The organism is Aliivibrio fischeri ATCC 7744 = JCM 18803 = DSM 507 (assembly GCF_023983475.1).
GTDB classification, from domain to species: Bacteria; Pseudomonadota; Gammaproteobacteria; order Enterobacterales; family Vibrionaceae; genus Aliivibrio; species Aliivibrio fischeri.
Genome location: NZ_CP092712.1, coordinates 1327726 through 1349315 on the forward strand (window position 1 = coordinate 1327726; position 21590 = coordinate 1349315).

21 protein-coding genes are annotated in these 21590 nt (G+C 37.6%); 15 read left to right on the forward strand and 6 right to left on the reverse strand.

The window, feature by feature from the left end:
- Positions 1–98 precede the first annotated feature (98 nt).
- From thrS to AVFI_RS06250, 5 genes are all read left to right on the forward strand, one after another.
- Positions 99–2027, forward strand: coding sequence for a threonine--tRNA ligase (gene thrS, locus AVFI_RS06230; RefSeq protein WP_011261833.1), 1929 nt, complete (start codon positions 99–101; stop codon positions 2025–2027).
- A gap of 84 nt (positions 2028–2111) precedes the next feature.
- Entirely contained in the window at positions 2112–2582 is a 471-nt protein-coding gene (gene infC / locus AVFI_RS06235; RefSeq protein WP_005419079.1) for a translation initiation factor IF-3, read from the forward strand.
- Positions 2583–2689: 107 nt separating this feature from the next.
- Positions 2690–2884: a 50S ribosomal protein L35 gene (gene rpmI / locus AVFI_RS06240; RefSeq protein WP_005419080.1), complete on the forward strand. Its 195-nt coding sequence runs from the start codon at positions 2690–2692 to the stop codon at positions 2882–2884.
- A gap of 41 nt (positions 2885–2925) precedes the next feature.
- Complete coding sequence (gene rplT / locus AVFI_RS06245) at positions 2926–3279, forward strand: 50S ribosomal protein L20 (RefSeq protein WP_005419081.1); 354 nt, start codon at positions 2926–2928, stop codon at positions 3277–3279.
- Positions 3280–3493: 214 nt separating this feature from the next.
- Positions 3494–4813: a ferredoxin reductase family protein gene (locus AVFI_RS06250; protein WP_188863456.1), complete on the forward strand. Its 1320-nt coding sequence runs from the start codon at positions 3494–3496 to the stop codon at positions 4811–4813.
- Positions 4814–4890: 77 nt separating this feature from the next.
- Here AVFI_RS06250 and AVFI_RS06255 read toward each other — a convergent pair whose 3' ends face one another.
- Genes AVFI_RS06255 through AVFI_RS06280 form a run of 6 tightly spaced genes read right to left on the reverse strand, consistent with a single transcriptional unit; the run spans position 4891 to position 9426 of the window.
- A complete protein-coding gene (locus AVFI_RS06255) occupies positions 4891–5670 on the reverse strand; it encodes a heme ABC transporter ATP-binding protein (protein ID WP_054775362.1) in 780 nt (259 codons plus the stop codon).
- Positions 5670–6707 (reverse strand): FecCD family ABC transporter permease, encoded by a 1038-nt coding sequence (locus AVFI_RS06260; protein ID WP_054775363.1) that lies wholly within the window; start codon positions 6705–6707, stop codon positions 5670–5672. Before AVFI_RS06260 ends, AVFI_RS06255 begins: the two co-directional genes overlap by 1 nt.
- A 9-nt stretch (positions 6708–6716) precedes the next feature.
- Entirely contained in the window at positions 6717–7565 is an 849-nt protein-coding gene (locus AVFI_RS06265; protein WP_155661614.1) for a heme/hemin ABC transporter substrate-binding protein, read from the reverse strand.
- Entirely contained in the window at positions 7562–7981 is a 420-nt protein-coding gene (locus AVFI_RS06270) for an ExbD/TolR family protein (RefSeq protein ID WP_054775364.1), read from the reverse strand. Before AVFI_RS06270 ends, AVFI_RS06265 begins: the two co-directional genes overlap by 4 nt.
- Complete coding sequence (locus AVFI_RS06275) at positions 7978–8661, reverse strand: MotA/TolQ/ExbB proton channel family protein (protein WP_155661613.1); 684 nt, start codon at positions 8659–8661, stop codon at positions 7978–7980. Before AVFI_RS06275 ends, AVFI_RS06270 begins: the two co-directional genes overlap by 4 nt.
- Positions 8662–8682: 21 nt before the next feature.
- The gene (locus tag AVFI_RS06280; RefSeq protein WP_188863455.1) at positions 8683–9426 is read right to left on the reverse strand and encodes an energy transducer TonB; all 744 of its coding nucleotides are present in this window, start codon (positions 9424–9426) and stop codon (positions 8683–8685) included.
- A 156-nt stretch (positions 9427–9582) separates the two neighbouring features.
- Here AVFI_RS06280 and hutW point away from each other — a divergent pair, with 156 nt between their 5' ends.
- The 10 genes from hutW to AVFI_RS06330 all read left to right on the forward strand — a co-directional run bounded on the left by hutW (position 9583) and on the right by AVFI_RS06330 (position 21539).
- On the forward strand, positions 9583–10959 hold the full coding sequence (gene hutW / locus AVFI_RS06285; RefSeq protein WP_065604938.1) for a heme anaerobic degradation radical SAM methyltransferase ChuW/HutW: 1377 nt from the start codon (positions 9583–9585) through the stop codon (positions 10957–10959).
- Positions 10949–11479 (forward strand): heme utilization cystosolic carrier protein HutX, encoded by a 531-nt coding sequence (gene hutX, locus AVFI_RS06290; RefSeq protein ID WP_054775365.1) that lies wholly within the window; start codon positions 10949–10951, stop codon positions 11477–11479. The genes hutW and hutX overlap by 11 nt, the downstream gene beginning before the upstream one ends.
- A gap of 52 nt (positions 11480–11531) precedes the next feature.
- Entirely contained in the window at positions 11532–12059 is a 528-nt protein-coding gene (gene hutZ, locus AVFI_RS06295; RefSeq protein ID WP_012534214.1) for a heme utilization protein HutZ, read from the forward strand.
- A 387-nt stretch (positions 12060–12446) separates the two neighbouring features.
- The gene (gene tssI, locus AVFI_RS06300) at positions 12447–14498 is read left to right on the forward strand and encodes a type VI secretion system tip protein TssI/VgrG (protein ID WP_155661610.1); all 2052 of its coding nucleotides are present in this window, start codon (positions 12447–12449) and stop codon (positions 14496–14498) included.
- 5 nt (positions 14499–14503) lie between these two features.
- Positions 14504–15358 carry a DUF4123 domain-containing protein gene (locus tag AVFI_RS06305; protein ID WP_054775366.1) on the forward strand — a complete coding sequence of 285 codons (855 nt, stop codon included), beginning with the start codon at positions 14504–14506 and terminating at the stop codon, positions 15356–15358.
- The gene (locus AVFI_RS06310; RefSeq protein ID WP_155661609.1) at positions 15355–18615 is read left to right on the forward strand and encodes a T6SS effector BTH_I2691 family protein; all 3261 of its coding nucleotides are present in this window, start codon (positions 15355–15357) and stop codon (positions 18613–18615) included. The genes AVFI_RS06305 and AVFI_RS06310 overlap by 4 nt, the downstream gene beginning before the upstream one ends.
- Positions 18602–19333: a hypothetical protein gene (locus tag AVFI_RS06315; protein ID WP_155661608.1), complete on the forward strand. Its 732-nt coding sequence runs from the start codon at positions 18602–18604 to the stop codon at positions 19331–19333. The genes AVFI_RS06310 and AVFI_RS06315 overlap by 14 nt, the downstream gene beginning before the upstream one ends.
- Before the next feature lie 29 nt (positions 19334–19362).
- Positions 19363–20091, forward strand: a complete 729-nt coding sequence (locus AVFI_RS06320; RefSeq protein WP_188863454.1) for a hypothetical protein — start codon at positions 19363–19365, stop codon at positions 20089–20091.
- Positions 20078–20809, forward strand: a complete 732-nt coding sequence (locus tag AVFI_RS06325; RefSeq protein WP_054775367.1) for a hypothetical protein — start codon at positions 20078–20080, stop codon at positions 20807–20809. Before AVFI_RS06320 ends, AVFI_RS06325 begins: the two co-directional genes overlap by 14 nt.
- 28 nt (positions 20810–20837) lie before the next feature.
- A complete protein-coding gene (locus AVFI_RS06330) occupies positions 20838–21539 on the forward strand; it encodes a hypothetical protein (RefSeq protein ID WP_188863453.1) in 702 nt (233 codons plus the stop codon).
- Positions 21540–21590: the final 51 nt, after the last annotated feature.

Sequence of the window (21590 nt, forward strand, 5' to 3'; positions counted from 1 at the left end):
GATTGATTCTCACAACAATTCTATATACAACGTATTTTTCGTTTATTAATTTTTAGCATGTGTTGCTTCGTGTGCAACACCACTGTAAAGGATAAAACATGCCTGTAATTACTCTTCCAGACGGTTCTCAACGTCAATTCGATAACGCTGTTTCAACTATGGATGTCGCTGCTGACATCGGTCCAGGTCTTGCGAAAGCTTGTATCGCTGGTCGTGTTGATGGTGTTCGTGTTGATGCGTGCGATTTAATTGAAAATGACGCTCAACTTGAAATCATCACAGCAAAAGATGAAGACGGTTTAGAAATCATTCGTCACTCTTGTGCGCACCTTTTAGGTCACGCAGTTAAGCAGCTTTTCCCTGAAGCTAAGATGGCGATTGGTCCAACAATCGATAACGGTTTCTACTACGATATCGATATGGAGCACTCTTTAACGCAAGAAGATCTTGATAAGATTGAAAAGCGTATGAAGGATCTTGCTAAGACCAAGTACCAAGTAATTAAGAAGAACGTAAGCTGGCAAGAAGCGCGTGATACTTTTGAAGCACGCGGTGAAACTTACAAGATTGAAATCCTTGATGAAAACGTATCTAAAGACGATCGTCCAGGTTTATATCACCACGAAGAATACATTGATATGTGTCGTGGTCCTCACGTTCCTAACATGAGCTTCTGTCAGAACTTTAAGATTCTGAACGTTGCTGGTGCATATTGGCGTGGTAACAGTGACAACAAAATGCTGCAACGTGTCTATGGCACTGCATTCCAAGATAAGAAGTTGCTTAAAGCACACCTTATCCGCCTAGAAGAAGCAGCAAAGCGTGATCACCGTAAAATTGGTAAGCAGCTTGATCTGTTCCATATGCAGCAAGAAGCTCCAGGTATGGTGTTCTGGCATCACAATGGTTGGACTATCTTCCGTGAACTAGAAGTATTTGTTCGTGAAAAACTAACTCAGTACGATTACCAAGAAGTAAAAGGCCCATTGATGATGGACCGCGTACTTTGGGAACGTTCTGGTCACTGGGACAAATACGCAGAAGCGATGTTCACAACAAGTTCAGAGAACCGTGAATACGCAATTAAACCAATGAACTGTCCAGGTCACGTTCAAATCTTTAACCAAGGTCTGAAATCATACCGTGATTTACCATTACGTATGGCTGAGTTTGGCTCATGTCACCGTAATGAACCATCTGGTGCTCTACACGGCATTATGCGTGTTCGTGGCTTCACTCAAGATGATGCACACGTATTCTGTACAGAAGCACAAGTTCAACAAGAAGTTAAATCTTGTATTGAAATGGTTTATGATACATATCAGACATTTGGTTTTGATAATATCGTAGTTAAGCTGTCTACACGTCCAGAACAACGCGTTGGTTCTGATGAAATGTGGGACCGTGCTGAGTCAGATTTAAAACTTGCTCTAGAGTCAATGGAGATTCCATACGAGATTCAAGAGGGTGAGGGTGCGTTCTACGGACCGAAAATTGAATTTACTTTGCATGATTGTCTGGACCGTGCGTGGCAATGTGGTACAGTACAGCTTGATTTTGCATTACCAGAGCGTTTAGGTGCAACTTACGTTGGTGAAGATAACGAACGTCACACACCAGTGATGATTCACCGCGCGATTTTAGGTTCACTAGAGCGTTTCATTGGTATCTTAATCGAAGACTATGCAGGCTTTTTCCCAACGTGGTTAGCTCCTGAACAAGCAATTGTTATGGGAATTACGGACAAACAAGCTGATTACGTACAAGAAATTGCAAAAAAACTGCAAAAAAATGGATTTAGAGTGAAAGCGGACTTGAGAAATGAGAAGATTGGCTTTAAAATCCGTGAACATACTTTGAAGCGTGTACCGTATATGCTTGTTTGTGGCGACCAGGAGATGGAAGCTGGAGAAATTGCAGTACGTACTCGTAAAGGTAAAGATTTGGGTAAATTCAAAATTGATGATTTTGTTGCATTCCTGCAGCAAGAAGTTAGTGCCCGAACGCTCAATACTGTGGAGGAATAAGGTATTAAAGGCGGAAAAAGAGCCCAACAGCCGGCTAAACAAAATGCTCATCGTCTAAACGGTGAAATTCGTGGCGTTAAAGAAGTGCGCCTAACAGGCCTAGATGGTGAATCAGTAGGTGTCGTTTCTCTAAACGAAGCTCTGGATGCAGCACTTGAAGCTGGTGTTGACTTAGTTGAAATCAGCCCAAATGCCGAGCCACCAGTTTGTCGTGTGATGGACTATGGCAAATTCCTCTTCGAAAAGGCGAAGGCTGCTAAAGAACAGAAGAAAAAGCAAAAACAGGTTCAGATCAAGGAAATTAAATTCCGACCTGGAACTGATATTGGAGACTATCAGGTAAAACTACGCAACCTGACTGGTTTCCTTGAAGACGGCAACAAAGTGAAGGTAACAATTCGCTTCCGTGGCCGCGAAATGGCTCACCAAAACATCGGTGTTGACGTTCTTAATCGTTTGAAAGCGGATACTGAAGAATTTGCAGTAGTCGAATCTTTCCCAACGAGAATTGAAGGTCGCCAGATGATTATGGTGTTGGCCCCTAAGAAGAAGTAATTTAGTGCATTCAAGTAATACAGCAGGGTAGCTGTTCGCAGTTACCCTGTTTTATTCGCCTAATTACTGTATGTTTAATCACGCAACAATGCGGAGTTATATTCATCATGCCTAAGATGAAATCAAACAAAGGTGCTTCTAAGCGTTTTAAGAAAACTGCTGGCGGTATCAAATTTAAGCACGCTACAAAACGTCACATCCTGACTAAACGTACTACTAAGAACAAGCGTCAGCTTCGTCCTAACTCTCTACTTCCAAAATGTGAAGTAGCAGCAGTTGCTCGTATGCTTCCATACGCATAATTTTTAGTATTTATTTATAATTTTAGTTTAGGAGAGACATAATGCCTCGCGTAAAACGTGGTGTACAAGCTCGTGCACGTCATAAGAAAGTTCTGAAACAAGCTAAAGGTTACTACGGTGCACGTTCACGTGTTTATCGTGTAGCTTTCCAGGCGGTAACTAAAGCAGGTCAATATGCTTACCGTGACCGTCGTAACAAAAAGCGTGTTTTCCGTCAACTTTGGATCGCTCGTATCAATGCTGCAGCTCGTCAAAACGAGATGTCTTACAGCCGTTTCATCAACGGTCTTAAGAAAGCATCTATTGAAATCGATCGTAAGATCCTAGCTGACATCGCTGTATTCGACAAAGTAGCATTCGCTGCTCTAGTTGAAAAAGCGAAAGCTGCTCTTTAATTAGAACAGTTTCAAGGCTTTAAGACTAAGAAAGGAGAGCACTAGCTCTCCTTTTTTTATGCCTGCAATTTATTCATATATTAAGCATCAACTTCCTAATTTCCTTTCTATCTGTCAGTTTCTGTAAAGCTTATACAACTAACGTAAAGTTACTTTTGATTTAAAAACAAAAGCCTATTATTCACTCAATTGATTCATTTAATGAGTATTGAAAATGCGTAAATTTACTGTTCTGTTGCTTTTGCTATGGCTGCCATCTTTTGTTTCATCACTTACTGAATTTGATAGTGTGATGGATTTACGTAAACAATTAATCGTCTTAACTGGTTGGCTTGGTTTTGCTTATATGGGCGCCGCTATTGTTCTTTCCGCTCGCTTTAAATGGACAGAACGATTAGTAAAAGGGCTAGATAAGGCTTATGGTTTACATAAAAAATTAGGGATTTCAGCTTTTATTGCACTGCTCTTGCACTGGTTAGTGATTAAAGCTGCGCATTGGGCTGTGCAACTAGGTTGGCTTGTTCGTCCAGCGCATGCAGGAAAAGAGAGAGTGATCACAGGTGTTGATTGGGTTTCTCTTGCAGAGAAAGTAGGTGATATATCGTTTAAGGTTTTTATACTTTTTACTATCATTAGCTTGGTTGAAAGAATCAGTTATAAAAAATTTAAAGGGATCCACAAAATTGGTGGAGCATTAATGTTGGCTGGTGTGTTTCATACGCTGTTTTTGATCAAATGGGATCTTTCATTAATCCCAATGAATATAGCTATTATACTTATCTCTGCTATCTCAGTTTGGTGCGCAATACTTTCACTAACGGGTTCTATTGGTAAGAAAAATAAAATAGGTGGTCAAGTAGTTCAGGTTGCTAAATTTAAAGATGATTCTGAATTTACTGTGGTGGCTCGTCTTCAAATTAAACTGGAGAGTGAACTGCGATATAAAGAGGGACAGTTTGCTTATATCAATTTTCATGACGGTGAAGCGCCACATCCATTTTCTATTCTAAATTATAACGAAAAGACAAGATTGGTTGAGTTTGGGATTAAAGATCTTGGGGATTATACGCATCAATTAGTTAACCAAATTGCAGTAGGAAAAAAAGCAACAGTGGAAGGCGGTTATGGTTACTTTCAAATCCCATCTGATATGAACCAAGTATGGGTAGGGGCCGGAATTGGAATCGTACCATTATTATCTCGAATGTATTGGTTACAAAAGAGCACCGACAAAACCACAAAAAGGATTGAAAAAATTCACCTTTTTTATTGTGTAAATAATGAGAAAGAAGCTTTTTTTAGTACGGAAATAAAAACTATTTTACGTAAGATGGATTTTATTGAATTACACCTTATCGAGTCAGATAAGGGCTATAGATTAACCTCTGAGCATATTCTAAAGAAAATTGATAATGAGTCATTTTCTGTTAGTTTTTGCGGACCTGAAGGGTTTGGAATGAGTTTAAAGCAAGGTTTGATGGCAAATGGTCTTCCTGAGGCATCATTTCATAAAGAAATATTTAAAATGCGTTAATCTGTATTTTGTATTTTTATTTAATTTTAAAGAGCCAACATAAACATATTGGCTCTTTTTTGAAATCTCTTTGGGCTTTATGCTGCAAACACTACAGGGAAATTCAACGTAGGGTGAGCTTGCACTAAGGTTTTGTGTCCATAAACATTCTCTATCATTTCTGCTGTGATTGCCTCCCATGGCGCTCCGTCTGCTTGCAGCTTTCCATCTTGAAGAACAATGACTCGATCAGAGTATTGTGCCGCCAAATTCAAATCATGCAGTACCACAATAACCGCAGCACCTTCGTTCGCTAACTCTCTGGCTAACTTTAATGTATTGTGTTGATGTGAAAGATCTAACGCTGATGTTGGTTCATCTAACATCACGATTTTCTGCTGATGTTGGCTTACTTGGGTTAGCACTCGCGCTAAATGAACTCGTTGCTTTTCACCACCAGATAGAGAGGGGTAGGCTCTTTCTGCTAAATGGTTTATTCCCGTCTTTTGCATCATGTTCGATGTGATTTCTCGTAATGCTTGATTGGATAACGATAATGGCAACCCTCCTAGCTCTATCACTTCATTTACATTAAAAGCAAAAGAGAGGGTACTGTGCTGAGGAAGTACTCCAAGTCGTGTTGCTAGTTCGTTACAATCCCATTGATCTTTTGCTTTTCCGAAATAACGAATGTCATTAAAAGAGGCGATTTCATCACATAACAATTTTAGTAATGTACTTTTTCCGGCACCATTTGGCCCAAGTAGTGTTGTGACTTCACCACAACGAAGATCTAAGTTAATGTCATCTAAAATTATTTTAGATCCAATGCGATAGGAAATGTTGCTGGCTGAGATAGCTAATGAAGAAAGGTTCATTAAATTTTACCTCGTTGGGTAAAGAGTAAATACAAAAAGAAAGGCGCACCAATAATGGCCGTCACGATACCAACAGGCAGTTCAGCAGGGCTAACGGCAACACGAGCAAACATATCTGCTGCAGTTAATAGAAGGCCGCCAAGTAATGCTGAAAGAGGCAGTAAGGTTTTATGGTTTGGTCCAGATAGCATACGACCAAGGTGAGGGATGATTAATCCAATAAACCCAATCATTCCAGATAAGCTAACGGTAATACCAACGCCGACAGCACTTAAAATGATCATACGTTTCTTTAATGATTGAACATTAATGCCTAAATGTTTTGCTTCTGCTTCACCAAGAAGTAGGGCGTTAAGTCCTGACGCATTTTTCATAAATAAAATAAGCAAGGTGATAAGACCAATACTTGCAAGCAGTAGGTCATTCCACTTTGCTCCGGCTAATGATCCCATAGACCATAACGAGAGATCACGCAGCATTTGATCATCGGCAATGAAATTCAAATAGCCAATTCCAGCACCAGATAACGCGCTGATAGCAACACCAGCGAGTAGCATAACGGTGATTGAGGTGCCAAATTTACTGGTTCCTAATCGATAGACAATGAGCGTGGTTATTGCGCCACCAAGAAAAGCAAAAATAGGTACAGCGGCAAAATTCATAAAAATAGGAAATTGCTGAGCAACGGATGAAAATAATACGATTGCCATTGCTGCACCAAGTGCGGCCCCAGCCGATACCCCAATGATCCCAGGTTCAGCAAGAGGATTTCGAAATAACCCCTGCATGACAACCCCAGAAATAGCCAATATGGCACCAACAAGCATACAAAGAATGGTTCTTGGCAGGCGAACTTGATGAATGATCAAATTAATGTGTGCCGGAATTTCAGCGGTTGACCAAGGAATAAGGCTATTAAAACTATCACTTAGCGTAATGTTCATTGGTCCTGTCGCAATGGAGCTTACTGCGATAATTAGCAGAGAAAAGCCACTTAACCACAGTAATTTTGAATAAGAGAGGTATTTTAACAACATAATAATCACTTAAGGGTAAAGAAGGGTATTCAAACGAGCAGCCTCATCAAGCGTTGCTAAGCCAAGGCCACCGACGAGTGCTGAGCCATCAATACCAATAATTTGTTTATTAATACCAGCAGGTGTGGAGGCTAAGGTTGGAATCGATTCGATAATTTTATCAATGCCTTTTAACTTCTTGATACTACGGTTGCTGACTAAAACAACGTCAGGTTGCATTGAGATCATGGCTTCCATTGAAATAGGTTTAAACGATGATATAGATGAGCTTGCAGGGTTATTTGCTCCTGCTAAATGGATCAATTCATCCATTGTCGTATCACTGCCAGCCACATAAGGTGCTCTGCCTTCATGCAATAAAAGGTAAATGACTTTTTTCTGTTTCGCTTTGCTTGGAATATTACTGTTTAGTAATGCGACCTTTTTATTTACTTGATCCTTGATGGCTTCTGCTTGCGATTGATGCTGAGTAATAGAAGCAATTTCGTCAATACGATTTAATAAGCCTTGAACCGTTGGCGTGGTGTTTACGATATTCACCTTTACATTCGATTGAGAAAGCAAATCTAGTGTACTTTGAGGCCCCATTTCGTCGGAACCAATAATTTGTGTTGGTTGTAAGGCTAATAACCCTTCTGTCGATAATTGACGGTGATAACCAATTTTAGGTAAAGACTGTGTCTGCGGCATTTTGCTCGTTACATCAACGGCAATAAGAGAGTCTTCTGCACCTAGCGCGTAAATTAGCTCCGTAACGGCACTTCCAGCACTAATAATACGCTCTTGTGCTGTACTAATGGATGAGAATGAAAGCAATGCTATAGCAAAGAAAGAGGAGGTAAGTTTAGAATTAATCATGATTTATTTTCGTCCATTAAAATTTGAGTTGCTTTAATATTGTTATCTTGTAAAAAGGCCAATAATTTCACCATATGCTGAATTTCAGCTGTTTTATCTGAGGCAATAACCACTTGAAAATCTGGCTTACTTTTTACTTTTTGTAGTAATGCGTTAGTAAAAGAAGGCCAAGTAGAATAAGAATGACCATCCAATCCCCAATATGGCGCTTGTTCTAATATATTAATGGTAAAAGACTTACTGTCTACGTCACTTACCGATTCGGTATCTGCAGTCGGTAAGCTCACTTCTAAAGATTGAAGTTTCACGGTAGCGGTGAGTAATAAGAAAACCATTACGATGAAAATAATATCGAGTAAAGGAGTCAGATCAGGCTGAATGGATTCTTCAGCAGCAGAGGAAGGTGACTTAATCATGCATTCACCTTGATGATTTTATGTTGGATGTTCTCACTCATTGAATCATTTGAGCTAAATACACCTTCAATCCACAAATTAGTGTAATTTAATGAATGCTCTAAACGTGACAAGATACGATCAGCCCATAAGCCTAGAAGTTGTGAGCTTGCGATAGCAGGTAAGGCAATGATCAAACCAATTGCCGTTGTACGCATTGCTAACCCTAAACCATCAGCAAGAATATTTGGTGTGATAGACCCCGTTGTTGCTGCTACATCTTTAAACATATCTATCAAGCCAAGAACCGTACCTAATAAGCCGAGTAATGGGCTGATCATGCCAATAAGAGCTAAAAGACGTAATCCAGAACGCAATTGATGGCGCTTTTCTTGAAGCCATAATCCAGCCACATCCTCTCGTAATCCTTTTTTAAAATCACGATGAGCAAGTAGCATGGCATTACCTTTTGCTGAGAGAGCACGACGTTTTTTCAATTCTTGAATAAAGGAGTGAATACCTTGTGCATCGTCTTTTTCTAATTGACTTAGCGTTGACTGTATTTTTTTATGAGAACAGCCAGAAAAAAGTAAAAGCTGAATGGTTCGTTCAAGTAACAAGGCAAGAGTGAGTAATGAGCAGCCTAATAGCGGTAAAGCCATAATGCCAAGTTGCGAATATAAGTGTGAAAAGTTAAGCATAGTTAAATCCGGTATAACTGATTAATTTAGTGAAAATCTGACAGGGATCTGCACACGGTGCGCAATCGCTTGGCCATTGATAACTTGAGGTGAAAATTGCCAATCACGAATCGCATTAAGAGCGGCTTCATCGAGAACTTGTGCGCCTGATGACGTGATTAACTCTTGTTTAATTTGTTTTCCATTTTCATTTAGCCAAATTTCATATAGCGCAGTACCTTCAATACCTTTACGCTGAGCTATGCGAGGGTAACGTGGTGCATCAGGGCGTTTTAAGAAACTCGGTTTTTGGACTAATTGTGGTTTTTCTGTTGCCCCTGATTTAGAAGCAACAGGTTTTGCTGCTGATTCTTTTTCTACAGGTTTATCTGTTTTCTTAGCCGTTTTAGTTGTTGGCTTAGTTTCTGCTTTTTCTTTAATAATGTTTTTTTTAGTTTCAATTGGCTTTGACGTTTTTGGTTTTTTAACCATTTTCTTTTTTGGTTTAGGTTTGGTGGATTTCTTCTTTTGCACTTGTTTTTGAACTGTTTTTTCAACAGTGCTTTGTTGCTTTGGTTGTTCTTTCGGTTTTGTTACTTCATTTTTTTTCGTTTGTACTGACTGATGAGGGGTAGGAACACTTGGTGCGACAAACTGGATGTTTACTTGTGATGAAGTACTACCGGTAGGCATAGCAAAGGCTTTTTTTTCAGGAACAGACCAAATAAGCGCGGTATGAATAGCTAATGAAATACCAGCTGCAGCTAGATAACGAAAGTTCAGCACGAATGTCTCCATTTAATTCAGTACTTTTTAAGATGACAATATTATAAACAAAACAAGAATGAGATCAATTATCAATTGCATTCTCATTTAAAAATACTTTATGATGTAAAAAGAAGCAAAACTCTTTGAAGTAACGAGTTAAAAAGAATTGAAATCATGAGAACAGAAATTGACTTAAATCAGCTACCTATTTCACTTGTCGGTGAAAGTACACCAGAGCCATTGCTGTATGCCTTTCAAAGAAAAGCATCCGCTCATGCAGGGGGAGGCGCAACACCAATCTCGGCGGATTTGTTTAATGAGCGTTTTTCTTCCGTTTCATCGGAAACCACACAGATAAGTAAACATCGTTGCCTTTATGTACATATCCCTTTTTGTCGTGTGCGATGCACTTACTGCAATTTCTTTCAACACGCTTCAAGCAAGCAACTAGTACAAGAATATTTTGATGCCTTATTAGTTGAGTTGAAATGGAAAGCACAGCTCGCTTGGACTCAAGCTGCGCCATTTCATGCGGTATATATTGGTGGTGGAACGCCTACGGATCTTACTGCAGATCAAATTGAACAATTGGGTAAAGCCATTCGTTCTCAGTTCCCATTAACCCCTGATTGTGAAATTACGCTAGAAGGGCGAATTAACCGTTTTGATGAAGAGATGTTTGATAAGTCATTAGAAGGTGGCTTTAATCGTTTTTCATTTGGCGTACAGAGTTTTAATACAAAAGTAAGACGCTCAGCCAAGAGGCTTGATGATAAAGAGTATGTATTACGTCGTATTCAAGAGTTAAGTGATTCAGAGCAAGCGCCCATTGTGGTTGATTTACTTTATGGCCTTCCTTATCAAACCTCCGAGATCTGGCAGCAAGATCTTAACGATTTTTTAGAGACAAACGCACATGGTGTTGATCTTTATCAGCTGATCGAAATGGGCGGAACCCCTATGAAAGGTATGATTGATAAAGGCAAATTGCCACAACCCGCATCAACCGAAGAAAAAGCCTATATGTATAAATATGGTGTGGAGTTCATGAACAAACATCATCTTAATCGCTTGAGCGTTAACCATTGGGCACGCAGTAATCGTGAAAGAAGCATCTATAATAGTTTAGCTAAAACCACTGCAGAGGTATTGCCAGTGGGGTGTGGTGCTGGTGGTAATCTTGGCGGTGTAGGCATTATGCAACATCGAACGTTAGATGCGTATATTCAGTCAATTAACGCTCAACAAATGCCGATTGCAATGATGACACAATCCGCTTCTTCAGCAGGATTATTCTCAATGATTAAAGCAGGGTTTGATCGTGGTGTTCTATCAAGAAAAGCATTAATGCAGCAGACGTCAGAGGATGTTTATCAATACTTAATGCCATTATTTAAACAGTGGCAAAACAATGGATTAGTTAAGGTTAATGCCGATTATTTAAGTTTAACGCTAGCGGGTGAATTTTGGGCAGTGACTTTAGCACAAAGTGTGATATCCGCTTTATCAATGACGAACAAACAGCCTGTTTTTAATGAACATGCTGCATAAATTTAATCAACATAATAAGAGTATTCCAGTGAATAAACACGTTATCGAATTATTAGAAAATGACCCATCATTATTACCAAGTGATATTGCTAAGCAACTGTCTATTAGTGAATTCGAAGTGGTTAAATCATTACCTAAAGAGATGGTGACTATGGTTTCTGGCCTGAAAACCCAAGAGATTTTAGAAGGGCTAGTAGGTTTTGGTGATGTAACGACCATCGTGCATTCATTTGGTTCTATCTTTGAAGTGAAAGCGCCGTTTCCAAAAGGGAAAGTTGCACATGGTTACTATAATCTGATGGGGCGAGAGGGGCAGTTACACGGTCACTTAAAATTAGATTTAATTCAAGATATCGCATTAATTAGCAAACCGTTCAGAGGGACAGAAAGTCATTACTTTGGCTTCTTTAATCATGAAGGGCATTCCGTATTTAAGATCTATTTAGGTCGAGATAAAAAGCGTCAACTTATTCCTGAACAAGTTGAAGCGTTTAATGTCTTAAAACAAGAATATAAATAAAAAATAGTCAGCTCAGCATACAACTCAGCACCAAATTTAAAAGGAAAGAAAAATGAACTCAAATGTTAAGCAGGAAAGATTACAAAGTCGTCTTGGCCCTGAAATTCAAGAGTTTCGAGACTCACGTAAAACCCTTCAATTAGCAACCGTAGATTGCGAAGGAAAGCCAAACGTAAGTTACGCACCTTTTGTTTTATTAGAAGATGGTTACTATGTCTTGATCTCAGAGATCGCACGCCATGCAAGAAACCTGTTACAAAACCCAGATGTATCGTTAATGCTTGTCGAAGATGAAGATTCATCGAAACAATTATTCGCTCGTAAAAGATTAACGTTTGATGCGACGGCGATTTTAATTGATAGAGAAGAAGCTAATTGGCAGCTTGCGGTTGATGAAATGAAACAACGCTTTGGCGATATTATCGACGGCTTGAGTTCGTTGGAAGACTTTAAAATGTTCCGTTTAAAACCCATTCAAGGATTGTTTGTAAAAGGATTTGGTCAAGCATTTCAAGTAAGTGGTGATGATCTTGTCGACTTTGTTCACCTAGATGAAGGGCATAAGAAAAGAACTGCTTAATTCCAGCTACATAACATCCATAGAATTTAAGACTAAAGCTCAATATTTTGAGCTTTTTCTGTATCTGGAATACCATATTAATTGTAGTAAATTACGGGGCTCTCTAACTTGTTAAAATGCTTGATAATTTCGTTGGCGTTTTTGATTATAAAATTGCAGAACATGTATTTATTATGATTGGTATCAGATCTCACTCGAAAAAGTAGTAAACAGAATAAGTGACCAATAATTTTGGCATGAATTTTAGTTTGATTGATTTTCAAGCGTGGAAGTGCCGTCGATCGCATATTTATTCATCAAATTAGGAACTAAATATTAACTTGATATCATTCAGTGTGAATTTTACTAAGTAACTGATTAATCTATTAATTAAGGGCTGAGTTGACCATGCAGGATGCAAATCAATCAAAGTTTGAGTTGAACGTAACCACGGTAGATATACCGCTCCAAGTCTATGAATTTACAGGTGAAGAAAAAATAGGTGAAAGTTACCAATTTGACGTTACTTTTATCTGCGAAGATCCCGATCTTATTTTAGAACAGTGGTTGCAACTGCCTGCACGACTAAGTATCTATGGATATAATGCAAATAGTGATGTCAATACTCGTTATGTTCATGGTGTTATTCAATCCATGGAGCAGATCAGTACATCATTTAGATTTAGCACGTATCGATTGTCGTTAGTTCCAGTATTTTCTCTATTATCACTTCGTCACAATTATCAGATTTTTCAACACAAACCAGTACATGACATCATTTCTGAAATTTATTCTAAAGCAGGCATTTTAAATCATCATTATGAAATTGAACTTCATCATGTTCATGAATACCGAGATTATTGTGTGCAATATGGTGAAACTGATACGCAATTTATACAGCGTTTAATGGCTGAAGAAGGATTAATTTCCTACTTTGAACATACAGAGTCGCAATCTAAATTAATTATTTCCGATGGTAAAGAAACACACACTAATCTCCATGAACTTGAATTTATGCCTGAAAATGGCATGGTTCAGGAGAGTGATGTTATTTATTCTTTGGCTAAAGAACAGAACATTCAAATCGGTAAATATGCAATAAAAGATTATGTTTTTCAGCAACCAAAGCAAATGATTAACGCTGAAAAGAGTACAGAGCAAGTAGAAGATACTGCGAGTGAAGAGGCGTTAGAGTGTTACGATTATCAAGCATTAAATCAAGCCAACCTTTATCTTGAAAGAAAACGCACTAATCAAATCGTATTGCATGGAGAGAGTGACAGTCCGCAATTAATACCAGGCTATTTTCAACCTATCTCTCATCATCCGATAGAAGAGTGGAATACTAATTGGTTAATTACTTCAGTGAATTATGAAGGGAGGCAACCGCAAGTGCTAGAAGAACTTGCAGAGGGAACCTCTCATTTTGAATCTCGTTTTCAATGTATTCCTTGGTCAGTTCCTTACCGTCTAGCAAAAATAGAGAAACCTCGCATTCATAATATTGATACCGCAATAGTAACGGGTCCTGAGAATGAAGAGATCTATTGTGATGAATATGGGCGAGTAAAAGTGCAATTTCATTGGGATAGAAATGGTCAAGCGGATGAGAAAACAAGTTGTTGGCTTCGTACCTCACAAGGCTGGGCTGGTAATCAATACGGTCAATTTGTACTACCAAGAATAGGACACGAGGTGATCGTTAGTTTTATTCAGGGAGATCCCGATAAACCCATCATCACAGGTTCATTGTATAACGGGGATAATAAACCACCATACACATTGCCAGAGCATAAAACACGCAGCACATTTAAAACATCAAGCTCAATTGGTGCAGATAATTTTAATGAATTACGTTTTGATGATAAAAATGCGTCAGAGCAGATCTATATTCATGCGGCGAAAGACATGGATAGTCAAATTCAAAACAACCGTACTAGTGAGATATTTAATGATGATCACTCTGTTGTGCATCATGATCAATTTCATCAAATCACCAAAGATAATCATCTGACTGTGCAATCAGATAATTTAAGCTCAATTAAAGGTGACGCACACCAGCAAGTATTAGGCTCTGTTCAACAAAAGATCCAAGGCAGTCGGCTTGAACAAATAGGCACAGAATTACACATTAAGGTGGGTAATAAAGCGGTCCTTGATGCTGGCAGTGAGCTGACCATCACCACAGGCAGCAGTACCATGAAACTTGATTCTGGTGGTATTCATCTATTGGGGACGGCCATTGATTTAAATAAAGGCGGCAGTGCAGGAAGCGGTAGTGGATATGCAGGTATTACAGCTACACAACCTATTATGAAGCAGAGTGAAACGGCAGGCAGTGCGGCTGCAATCGCAACGGCCTCTGAATACACAAGAAGTAAAATTAACGCTGCTCATCAGATAGAAGCACTAAAGACATCGGATCCTGTTTGTGAAGAATGTGAACAAGAGCAGGAATAAGAATAATGGAAATGCAGTGTTTTGATTCTCTGAATATTGATGACTTCACCTCCTTTTATTTGATGCTAGACACATGTCAGAGAGCAGACGTATTAAAAGAATTATATCAATTAGATACGGTGATTGAGCAAGAGCCTCTTTATTTGTATGAGCCTTGGAATGACATGATATCTGTCTCTCCTTATTTGGTAAAAGCAACGCCTGTTATTGCACAGTGGTTTGACAGTCAACGTGGTCAGCTAGACGGTTTCTTATTCAGTTCGGCGTTAGATCTAGAAAGCCTTGCAGAGCATTTAAGAGGCGTGATTAAGGTTCAGTCGCCTTACGGTTCATCCATCATATTGAAATCTGCGCATTCAGGGTGTGCCAATGTTTTATTCTCGACAGGAACTGATTGGTATTGGCAACACATTGATGAAGTTTGGCTTCCATATAAAAAGGGATGGGCGCATTACTTATCGCCTTGCTCTGAGATGAAAAGTGTCAAACCTTATCGTTTAACGGACGAACAATGGCAAGCGTTAGGAGAGTTAGTAACTGAAAATGCCTATGCCCATGTGCTTAATCATGTAGAGCACTTCTTCCCACATTGTTTAGTGGACGTGACAGATAAACAAAAATGGATTCAGTATTGGTTTGAGGCCGCTTATAGCAGAGGGTTTCAAAATGAATCTGACGTCTGTCTATTTATGAATGTGATGGGCTATTTAGGAAAAGAAGCGATCACAACCGATAAATATCCAAAAATCACAGAATTGATTTATCAAACATCACAGCAAACCCCATCACAAAGAATTAAACAAGCGGCTGATTTAGCCTATCAATATCGTCAATCTATGCAAAAGGATTTACAAGAATGAGCGAAGAAAACAATGCAGCCAAATGTGGCAATAAAAAAGACGCAAAAAACCCAGCAGGGTCTTGCCCTGTAAAGTTTGGCGTTATTGACATTGTTCCAGTTCGTTATGCGATTGATGATATGGATGATGAAGAGAAAGAGCAAAAACACCCATTGCTTGATACCCATAAAGGGAACGGTTTTTTTGATGTTGCTCATTCAAAATATACATTAAGACAATTAAGAGACGGTTGGCTTTACGTTTATAGCAATAAAGATAAAACCTTTCATGAATATCAGGTAAAAGGCACTCAATTCATTAAGATTGATTGGGGCTCAAATGAAGCCGATAAAGCACCAGAAGAGAGAGGGCAAGCAGGAGAGGCTAAAAGCTGTTTGTCTTACTCTAAGAATGACACATTAACCATATCATTTTCTCACCAACGCTGGACATGGCGTTTATGTGAGCACATGCGTTCAAATAACCAGTGTCGCAATGAATGGATGCGAACTGTCGACTTAAAAACCTATTCAAACACATTAGAGATAGAACACGGTGGTGGCATGCGTGATTTTGTTCATGCTGTTGCTGATATTGGAACTCCCAAACCCTCCGATGTCTTGTTTGAAAAAACATGTTCCCCATTAAAAGACGATGATCCTTCTGATGATGAGTTTCATCTCGCTACTCATAAGAAACCCGTATTAGAAACCGATTATCAATGCGATTTATTAGAAAAGAACAGCGCTTTGTATATCGCACTGGATGATCAGTTGGCAGATATAACGGATTTGTTTTTGAAGTTGTCAGAAACATACGTGCGTATTGTTGAACTACAAGGAACAGAGGAGGATGAGTACAAAGCTCAAATGGCTGAATTAACACGATCTTTAGCAAGGGTAACATTTAGTGATGATCAACTTCCTGAACATATTAAATCAGATCCAATTGAACGGTTAAAGCTAGAAATAGAGATAAATGAGTATTTATACCAAGAGCAAAATGTCCAACAATCTTCAGCATCTTATGAATATCATGTCGGCGAAGGGGTAGAAAATACCTCATGGTATAAGGCGTTAGAAGCGAAAAAACAAGCCATAAAAGAGCGGTTTAATTTTGAAATTAAAAAGGAACATACTTCTCAGTGGAAAAGGCAATATCGAAATTTTGATGAAATTCGATGGAATGAATTAAATGAATACCTATTTGAGCAATACGATAAATTATCAGAATTAGAAACATTAAATAGTAAGTTAGTTTATCAACATAAAGAGGTAACCGATGCCATTGAACAGATGGGTATCAATCCTATGTATTTTGGAATTGATAACCAAACAGAGGTTGGTCAACGTTATTTATCCGAACTATTTTCACCAATAACCGTTGAGCTTGTTCAATCGGCTTTTAATGTTCCGGAAATTAAGCATTATTTAGAAAAAATGCTAGATCTGAGTTACCCAAACAATTTATTAGCATTAGCCCCGTTTGCTTATTCAAAAGAAGTGGTGGATGAGTTAACTACTTACTCTGAAGGTGGGGCTGCACTTAATATGAGCAGCCCAAGCGACATGATCGCACTGCATACTCGGTTATCAGAATTCGATACATTAACAGGTGACGTAAGAATTCAAGATTCTGATTGGTACAAGTTGCTTCATATCGATATTAAAGCCGTTTTTGCCGCATTTATTGCCAGTAATAAAGCCAATCCGATACTGCAATTTCGACCTTCGATGGAGATGCTCAACGCAATTCAACCTCGTACTAATCAATTCAGTGTACTTAGTTTTATGACTCGCTTCAGAGTTCTCATCATGGAAAATCTAGCAGATAGCCATTTTATTGTTTCTGTAAACCCTAATTACCCTAAAGAACTGGCGGCATTTAATAAAAAATATGATCAGTTTTTATTATCTAACAGTAAAACAATGGCTGCGATTATTCGGAAAGAACAATTTGCAGCGGTGCTAGTACAAAAAGCGTCTGAATTTATTTCAGAGAACATGCCTCAAATGCTTAAGGTTTCGCAAAATGGATCAAGCTTAAATATAAAAGGAGCAATCAATAAAGGTGTAGCAGATAGTTGGGCTGCATATAAGAATACAAAGGCAGATCTTGTTAGTTTTTCGGAAAGGAAGTGGAAAGGATCAGCAAGTTGGAATGGGGCTGTTGCAGCATTAAACATTTGGAACTCAATAACCGTTTTTTCAAATTTACTTCAAAGAAACCAAGAGAGTAAGACGACAGAGGAATATAAATCAGTCGTCGCGGAGCTTGTTTATACGGCTTCTTGGACAGTAAATTCGTGCGCCTTGGTATCAAGAGACGCGGCATGGGCTGAAGTGATGAAAGATAAGCGTTTATTAGAACTACAGAGGAAGCAAGCACTTAAAGCAAATAAAAAACTCATTACTAAATTTGTAAATCTAACTCGATTAGTAGCTGTTACTGGATTAATTGCCAGTGTATCTGAAATTTATTATGTCTATAAGCGCTTAGATAGTCCTCTTTTATCAAAAGAAGAAAGGATGGCAGAAATTCTAAAATCAGGATCATTAGTAGGCCAAGCATTTATTTATTCTACTCAATTAATATCATGTTTTATGAATGGAACCATTGGTGCTATTTTTGCTCCTTGGATGGTTATAGGGTTGGTTATTTTTGGTGTAATTTATATTGCTGCAACGGTATTCATTAATATGTTTAAACGAACTGATATGGAGTTGTGGTTAGTGCAATCAATATGGGGAGCAAAGACGGCTAAGTGGTCACCAGAAATTGAATTAGTTAACTTGCAAAACATATTAAATAAACCAGTAGCCCAGATAAACACTGGAATAGTTAGAACGTATCAGTCAATTTCTGATTCAGACAAACAATGGACATTAACAATTGAGTTACCTGATTACTTATCTGATAAATGGTTTGGAATTAAAGTGATTAAAAGCACATCTAAAAAAGCAATAAAACATTATAATTTCATTGGAAATAATGAGGTCAACCAATCAGAAGTTGAAGCCAACTTCACTAAAGTAAACAATGATAATAATTGTTATAAAATGAAAATTGAACGTAACAATTCAGAAGTTATTTCCAATATAACCATTTATTTAGATGTTTTAGCTAATAGAACTCCTCATGTTATTTCTTATTCTGGATTTCAAGGTGGTAGTGGAGATATAAAGCTAAATGTAAATAAGGTTATTTCATTTAATGATTATTTAAAAAAAGAAAATTTAGATATGGAGATTGTGAGGTTAAATAATGCTAACTCATAAAGATATAGATAATAACGATAAAATAGAAACCATGAGAATGGATTTATACAACGAAGAAGTGCTTTATGAGTATGAAACCATAGAGCATCAATATTTGGGATATTTTGCTGGTGTTGGTTTTTTTAGTGTTATGAGTTGGATGTTATATGACTTTAGTCAAGATATGCTAGATACAGGTGGTGTGGTGGCATTTAGTTTACTTACCATTTTCATGACATTGTTTTTTATCTTTTTTGGTTCTGCAGACATAAAGCGGGTTTACAAATTCACTAAAAACGGAATAGTAACTGAGAAGGCAGATGTGGTACCAGAGTACGCTTATCAATGCATACGAATGATAGGTCGAGTGGGTGTCGTTGTATGTTTGATTGCCGTTGTTTTTGTTGGCCCTATGGCGTTCATTGGAGCTGGGACCAGTGCGTTACTCTCATTTAAACTGGTTAACTTTAGACTGAAACCTATGTTGTTTGAAAGTTTGTATTTTGATGAATCAGTAATAATAAAATCATCAAAGATAAATTATATAACGGTCGTTCCCAATGCTAACTTTCTATTGTCGTTAAATGGTCTTTTTTGTAATAAAGAAAATGTAGATGATATTTTTAATACCTTGAGGGAATTCTACCCAAATGGTTATTTTTATGAGGTAGAGGAAGAAGATGATATTTATGAGCATGAAAAATTTAAAGAGTTCTTACATCCAATGGATCAAGATTGATGTGAAATAGTAAGGGATGAAGTTAAATAATGCATGATAAAGACAATGAATTAGAACTTGAGCGTGAACTTCATGAGTTACCTATTATTTATCAATGGGAAGCTATTAGGTGCGATAGAGCTAGTTATGCTTTGCGCTGGATGATTGCTATTGGCTCGTCATTAATTGTTTATGGTGGCCTATATTTACTAATTAAAGATAGCGAAACGATAATTCCATTATTGCTAATGGGCATAGCTATGGCATTAGTATCGCGTTATTTATTTCTGGCAGATAATCAACATCATTATTTTTTAACGAAAAAAGGTATTCACTTTACAACAGAGCAGATAATCCCTGAAATGGCGTATAAAGTGATGAGAGGTTTTGCTTGGTTTGGTGTGGCGGTAAGTTTTTTTGCTGTAACTATAATAGGGCCAATGGCTTTTATTGGAGCTGGCGCTTGTGCATTGCTGTCATTTAAAATGACTGGTTTTAAATCAGTACCTCGCAGTTCTTTTGTATATTTTGTAGATGAATATACTGTATTTGATATTCAGAAAGAAAATACTTTTTCAATAATAAGTCATCCACATGATATATATGATTCATGTTATCGCTTGTATTATTTTCTTGAAGATAGAAATGAAATAAAAAAACAATTACTTCAGGTGATTAAAAAAAGTCATTATAAAATCATTAACCATCCAGATGATATTTATGACTATGCTCCATTTGAACCCTCTGAAAACCTGAACATAAACAATGCTAACTCATAAAGATATAGATAATACAAACAAAATAGAAACCATGAGAATGGCCTTATATAACGAAGAAGTGCTTTATGAGTATGAAACCATAGAGCATCAATATTTAGGGTATTTTGCGGCTGCCGGTTTTTTCAGTGTGATGCTTTGGTTTTTATATGATTTTAGTGATGATGGAATAGACGCAGGTGAAGCCATTATATTTGGTGGTGGTGGAACCATAATGACACTATTTTTAATTTTTTTTGCTTCTGCAGACATAAAGCGGATTTACAAGTTCACTAAAAACGGAATATTAACCGAGCAGGCAGATGTGGTACCTGAGTATGCTTATCAATGTATACGAATGATAGGTCGAGTGGGTGTCGTAGTATGTTTAGTTGCAGTTGTTTTTGTTGGCCCTATGGCGTTTGTTGGAGCTGGAGCGAGTGCGTTACTCTCATTCAAACTGGTTAACTTTAGATTGAAACCTATGTTGTTTGAAAGTTTGTATTTTGATGAGTCAGTGATATTTAAAACAAGCAAAGAAAATTATATAGATATTACAGCAAACACTAATGATACCTGCTCTTCGATGGGTTTTTTTTGTAATAAAGATAACGTAGAAGAAATTTTTAATACAATAAAAATATTTTATCCAAATGGATATTTTTTTGAAGTTATGAGTGTTGAAGATATTTGTGAACACGAAAAGTTTAATGAATTCTTACATCCAGCAGATCAGGATTGATGTGAAGTCGTAAAGGATGTGCTAAATAATGCATGATAAAGACAATGAATTAGAACTTGAGAATGATCTTTATAACGCTAAGGTTATTTATCAGTGGGAAGCAATTAGATGTGACAGGTTGGGGAATAAGCTGCGTTGGTTTGTATCTTTAGGTATTCCTTTTTTTGGTTATAGTTTTTTATTATTACTAATACAAGATATGGATGCGGTTCCAGTATTGTTTTTTATTGGTTTAATAATGACTTTTGTTATTCGTTATTTATTTCTGGCAGATAATCAGCATCATTATTTTTTAACGAAAAAAGGCATTCACTTTACAACAGAGCAGATAATCCCTGAAATGGCGTATAAAGTGATGAGAGGTTTTGCTTGGTTTGGTGTGGCGGTAAGTTTTTTTGCTGTAACTATAATAGGGCCAATGGCTTTTATTGGAGCTGGTGCTTGTGCATTGTTGTCATTTAAAATGACAGGGTTTGAGTCAAAAATCAGCAAGTCATACATACTTTTTTCTGATGAATATACATTATTTGATATTAGAAAAGAGGATACTTTTGCAATTATAAGCCATCCATATGACTTATATGCTTCATACGAATGGTTATTTTATTTTCCTAAAGACCGAGAAGAAATAAAGAAACATTTATTGAGTGTGTTTCGTAAAAGTAGATACGTTGAAATATATCACCCTAAAGAAATAGATAACTACGGTCCATTTGAACCCTCGAAATAGTAAAATCATAATACAACAAACATAAAAAAAGCGGCGATGACGCCGCTTTGA

Bases quoted from the DNA above. Each gene is read 5' to 3' on its own strand.
- thrS (WP_011261833.1), top strand. From the start codon at position 99: ATGCCTGTAATTACTCTTCCAGACGGTTCTCAACGTCAATTCGATAAC.
- rpmI (WP_005419080.1), top strand. From the start codon at position 2,690: ATGCCTAAGATGAAATCAAACAAAGGTGCTTCTAAGCGTTTTAAGAAA.
- rplT (WP_005419081.1), top strand. From the start codon at position 2,926: ATGCCTCGCGTAAAACGTGGTGTACAAGCTCGTGCACGTCATAAGAAA.
- AVFI_RS06250 (WP_188863456.1), top strand. From the start codon at position 3,494: ATGCGTAAATTTACTGTTCTGTTGCTTTTGCTATGGCTGCCATCTTTT.
- AVFI_RS06255 (WP_054775362.1), bottom strand. From the start codon at position 5,670: ATGAACCTTTCTTCATTAGCTATCTCAGCCAGCAACATTTCCTATCGC.
- AVFI_RS06260 (WP_054775363.1), bottom strand. From the start codon at position 6,707: ATGTTGTTAAAATACCTCTCTTATTCAAAATTACTGTGGTTAAGTGGC.
- AVFI_RS06265 (WP_155661614.1), bottom strand. From the start codon at position 7,565: ATGATTAATTCTAAACTTACCTCCTCTTTCTTTGCTATAGCATTGCTT.
- AVFI_RS06270 (WP_054775364.1), bottom strand. From the start codon at position 7,981: ATGATTAAGTCACCTTCCTCTGCTGCTGAAGAATCCATTCAGCCTGAT.
- AVFI_RS06275 (WP_155661613.1), bottom strand. From the start codon at position 8,661: ATGCTTAACTTTTCACACTTATATTCGCAACTTGGCATTATGGCTTTA.
- hutW (WP_065604938.1), top strand. From the start codon at position 9,583: ATGAGAACAGAAATTGACTTAAATCAGCTACCTATTTCACTTGTCGGT.
- hutX (WP_054775365.1), top strand. From the start codon at position 10,949: ATGCTGCATAAATTTAATCAACATAATAAGAGTATTCCAGTGAATAAA.
- hutZ (WP_012534214.1), top strand. From the start codon at position 11,532: ATGAACTCAAATGTTAAGCAGGAAAGATTACAAAGTCGTCTTGGCCCT.
- tssI (WP_155661610.1), top strand. From the start codon at position 12,447: ATGCAGGATGCAAATCAATCAAAGTTTGAGTTGAACGTAACCACGGTA.
- AVFI_RS06305 (WP_054775366.1), top strand. From the start codon at position 14,504: ATGGAAATGCAGTGTTTTGATTCTCTGAATATTGATGACTTCACCTCC.
- AVFI_RS06310 (WP_155661609.1), top strand. From the start codon at position 15,355: ATGAGCGAAGAAAACAATGCAGCCAAATGTGGCAATAAAAAAGACGCA.
- AVFI_RS06315 (WP_155661608.1), top strand. From the start codon at position 18,602: ATGCTAACTCATAAAGATATAGATAATAACGATAAAATAGAAACCATG.
- AVFI_RS06320 (WP_188863454.1), top strand. From the start codon at position 19,363: ATGCATGATAAAGACAATGAATTAGAACTTGAGCGTGAACTTCATGAG.
- AVFI_RS06325 (WP_054775367.1), top strand. From the start codon at position 20,078: ATGCTAACTCATAAAGATATAGATAATACAAACAAAATAGAAACCATG.
- AVFI_RS06330 (WP_188863453.1), top strand. From the start codon at position 20,838: ATGCATGATAAAGACAATGAATTAGAACTTGAGAATGATCTTTATAAC.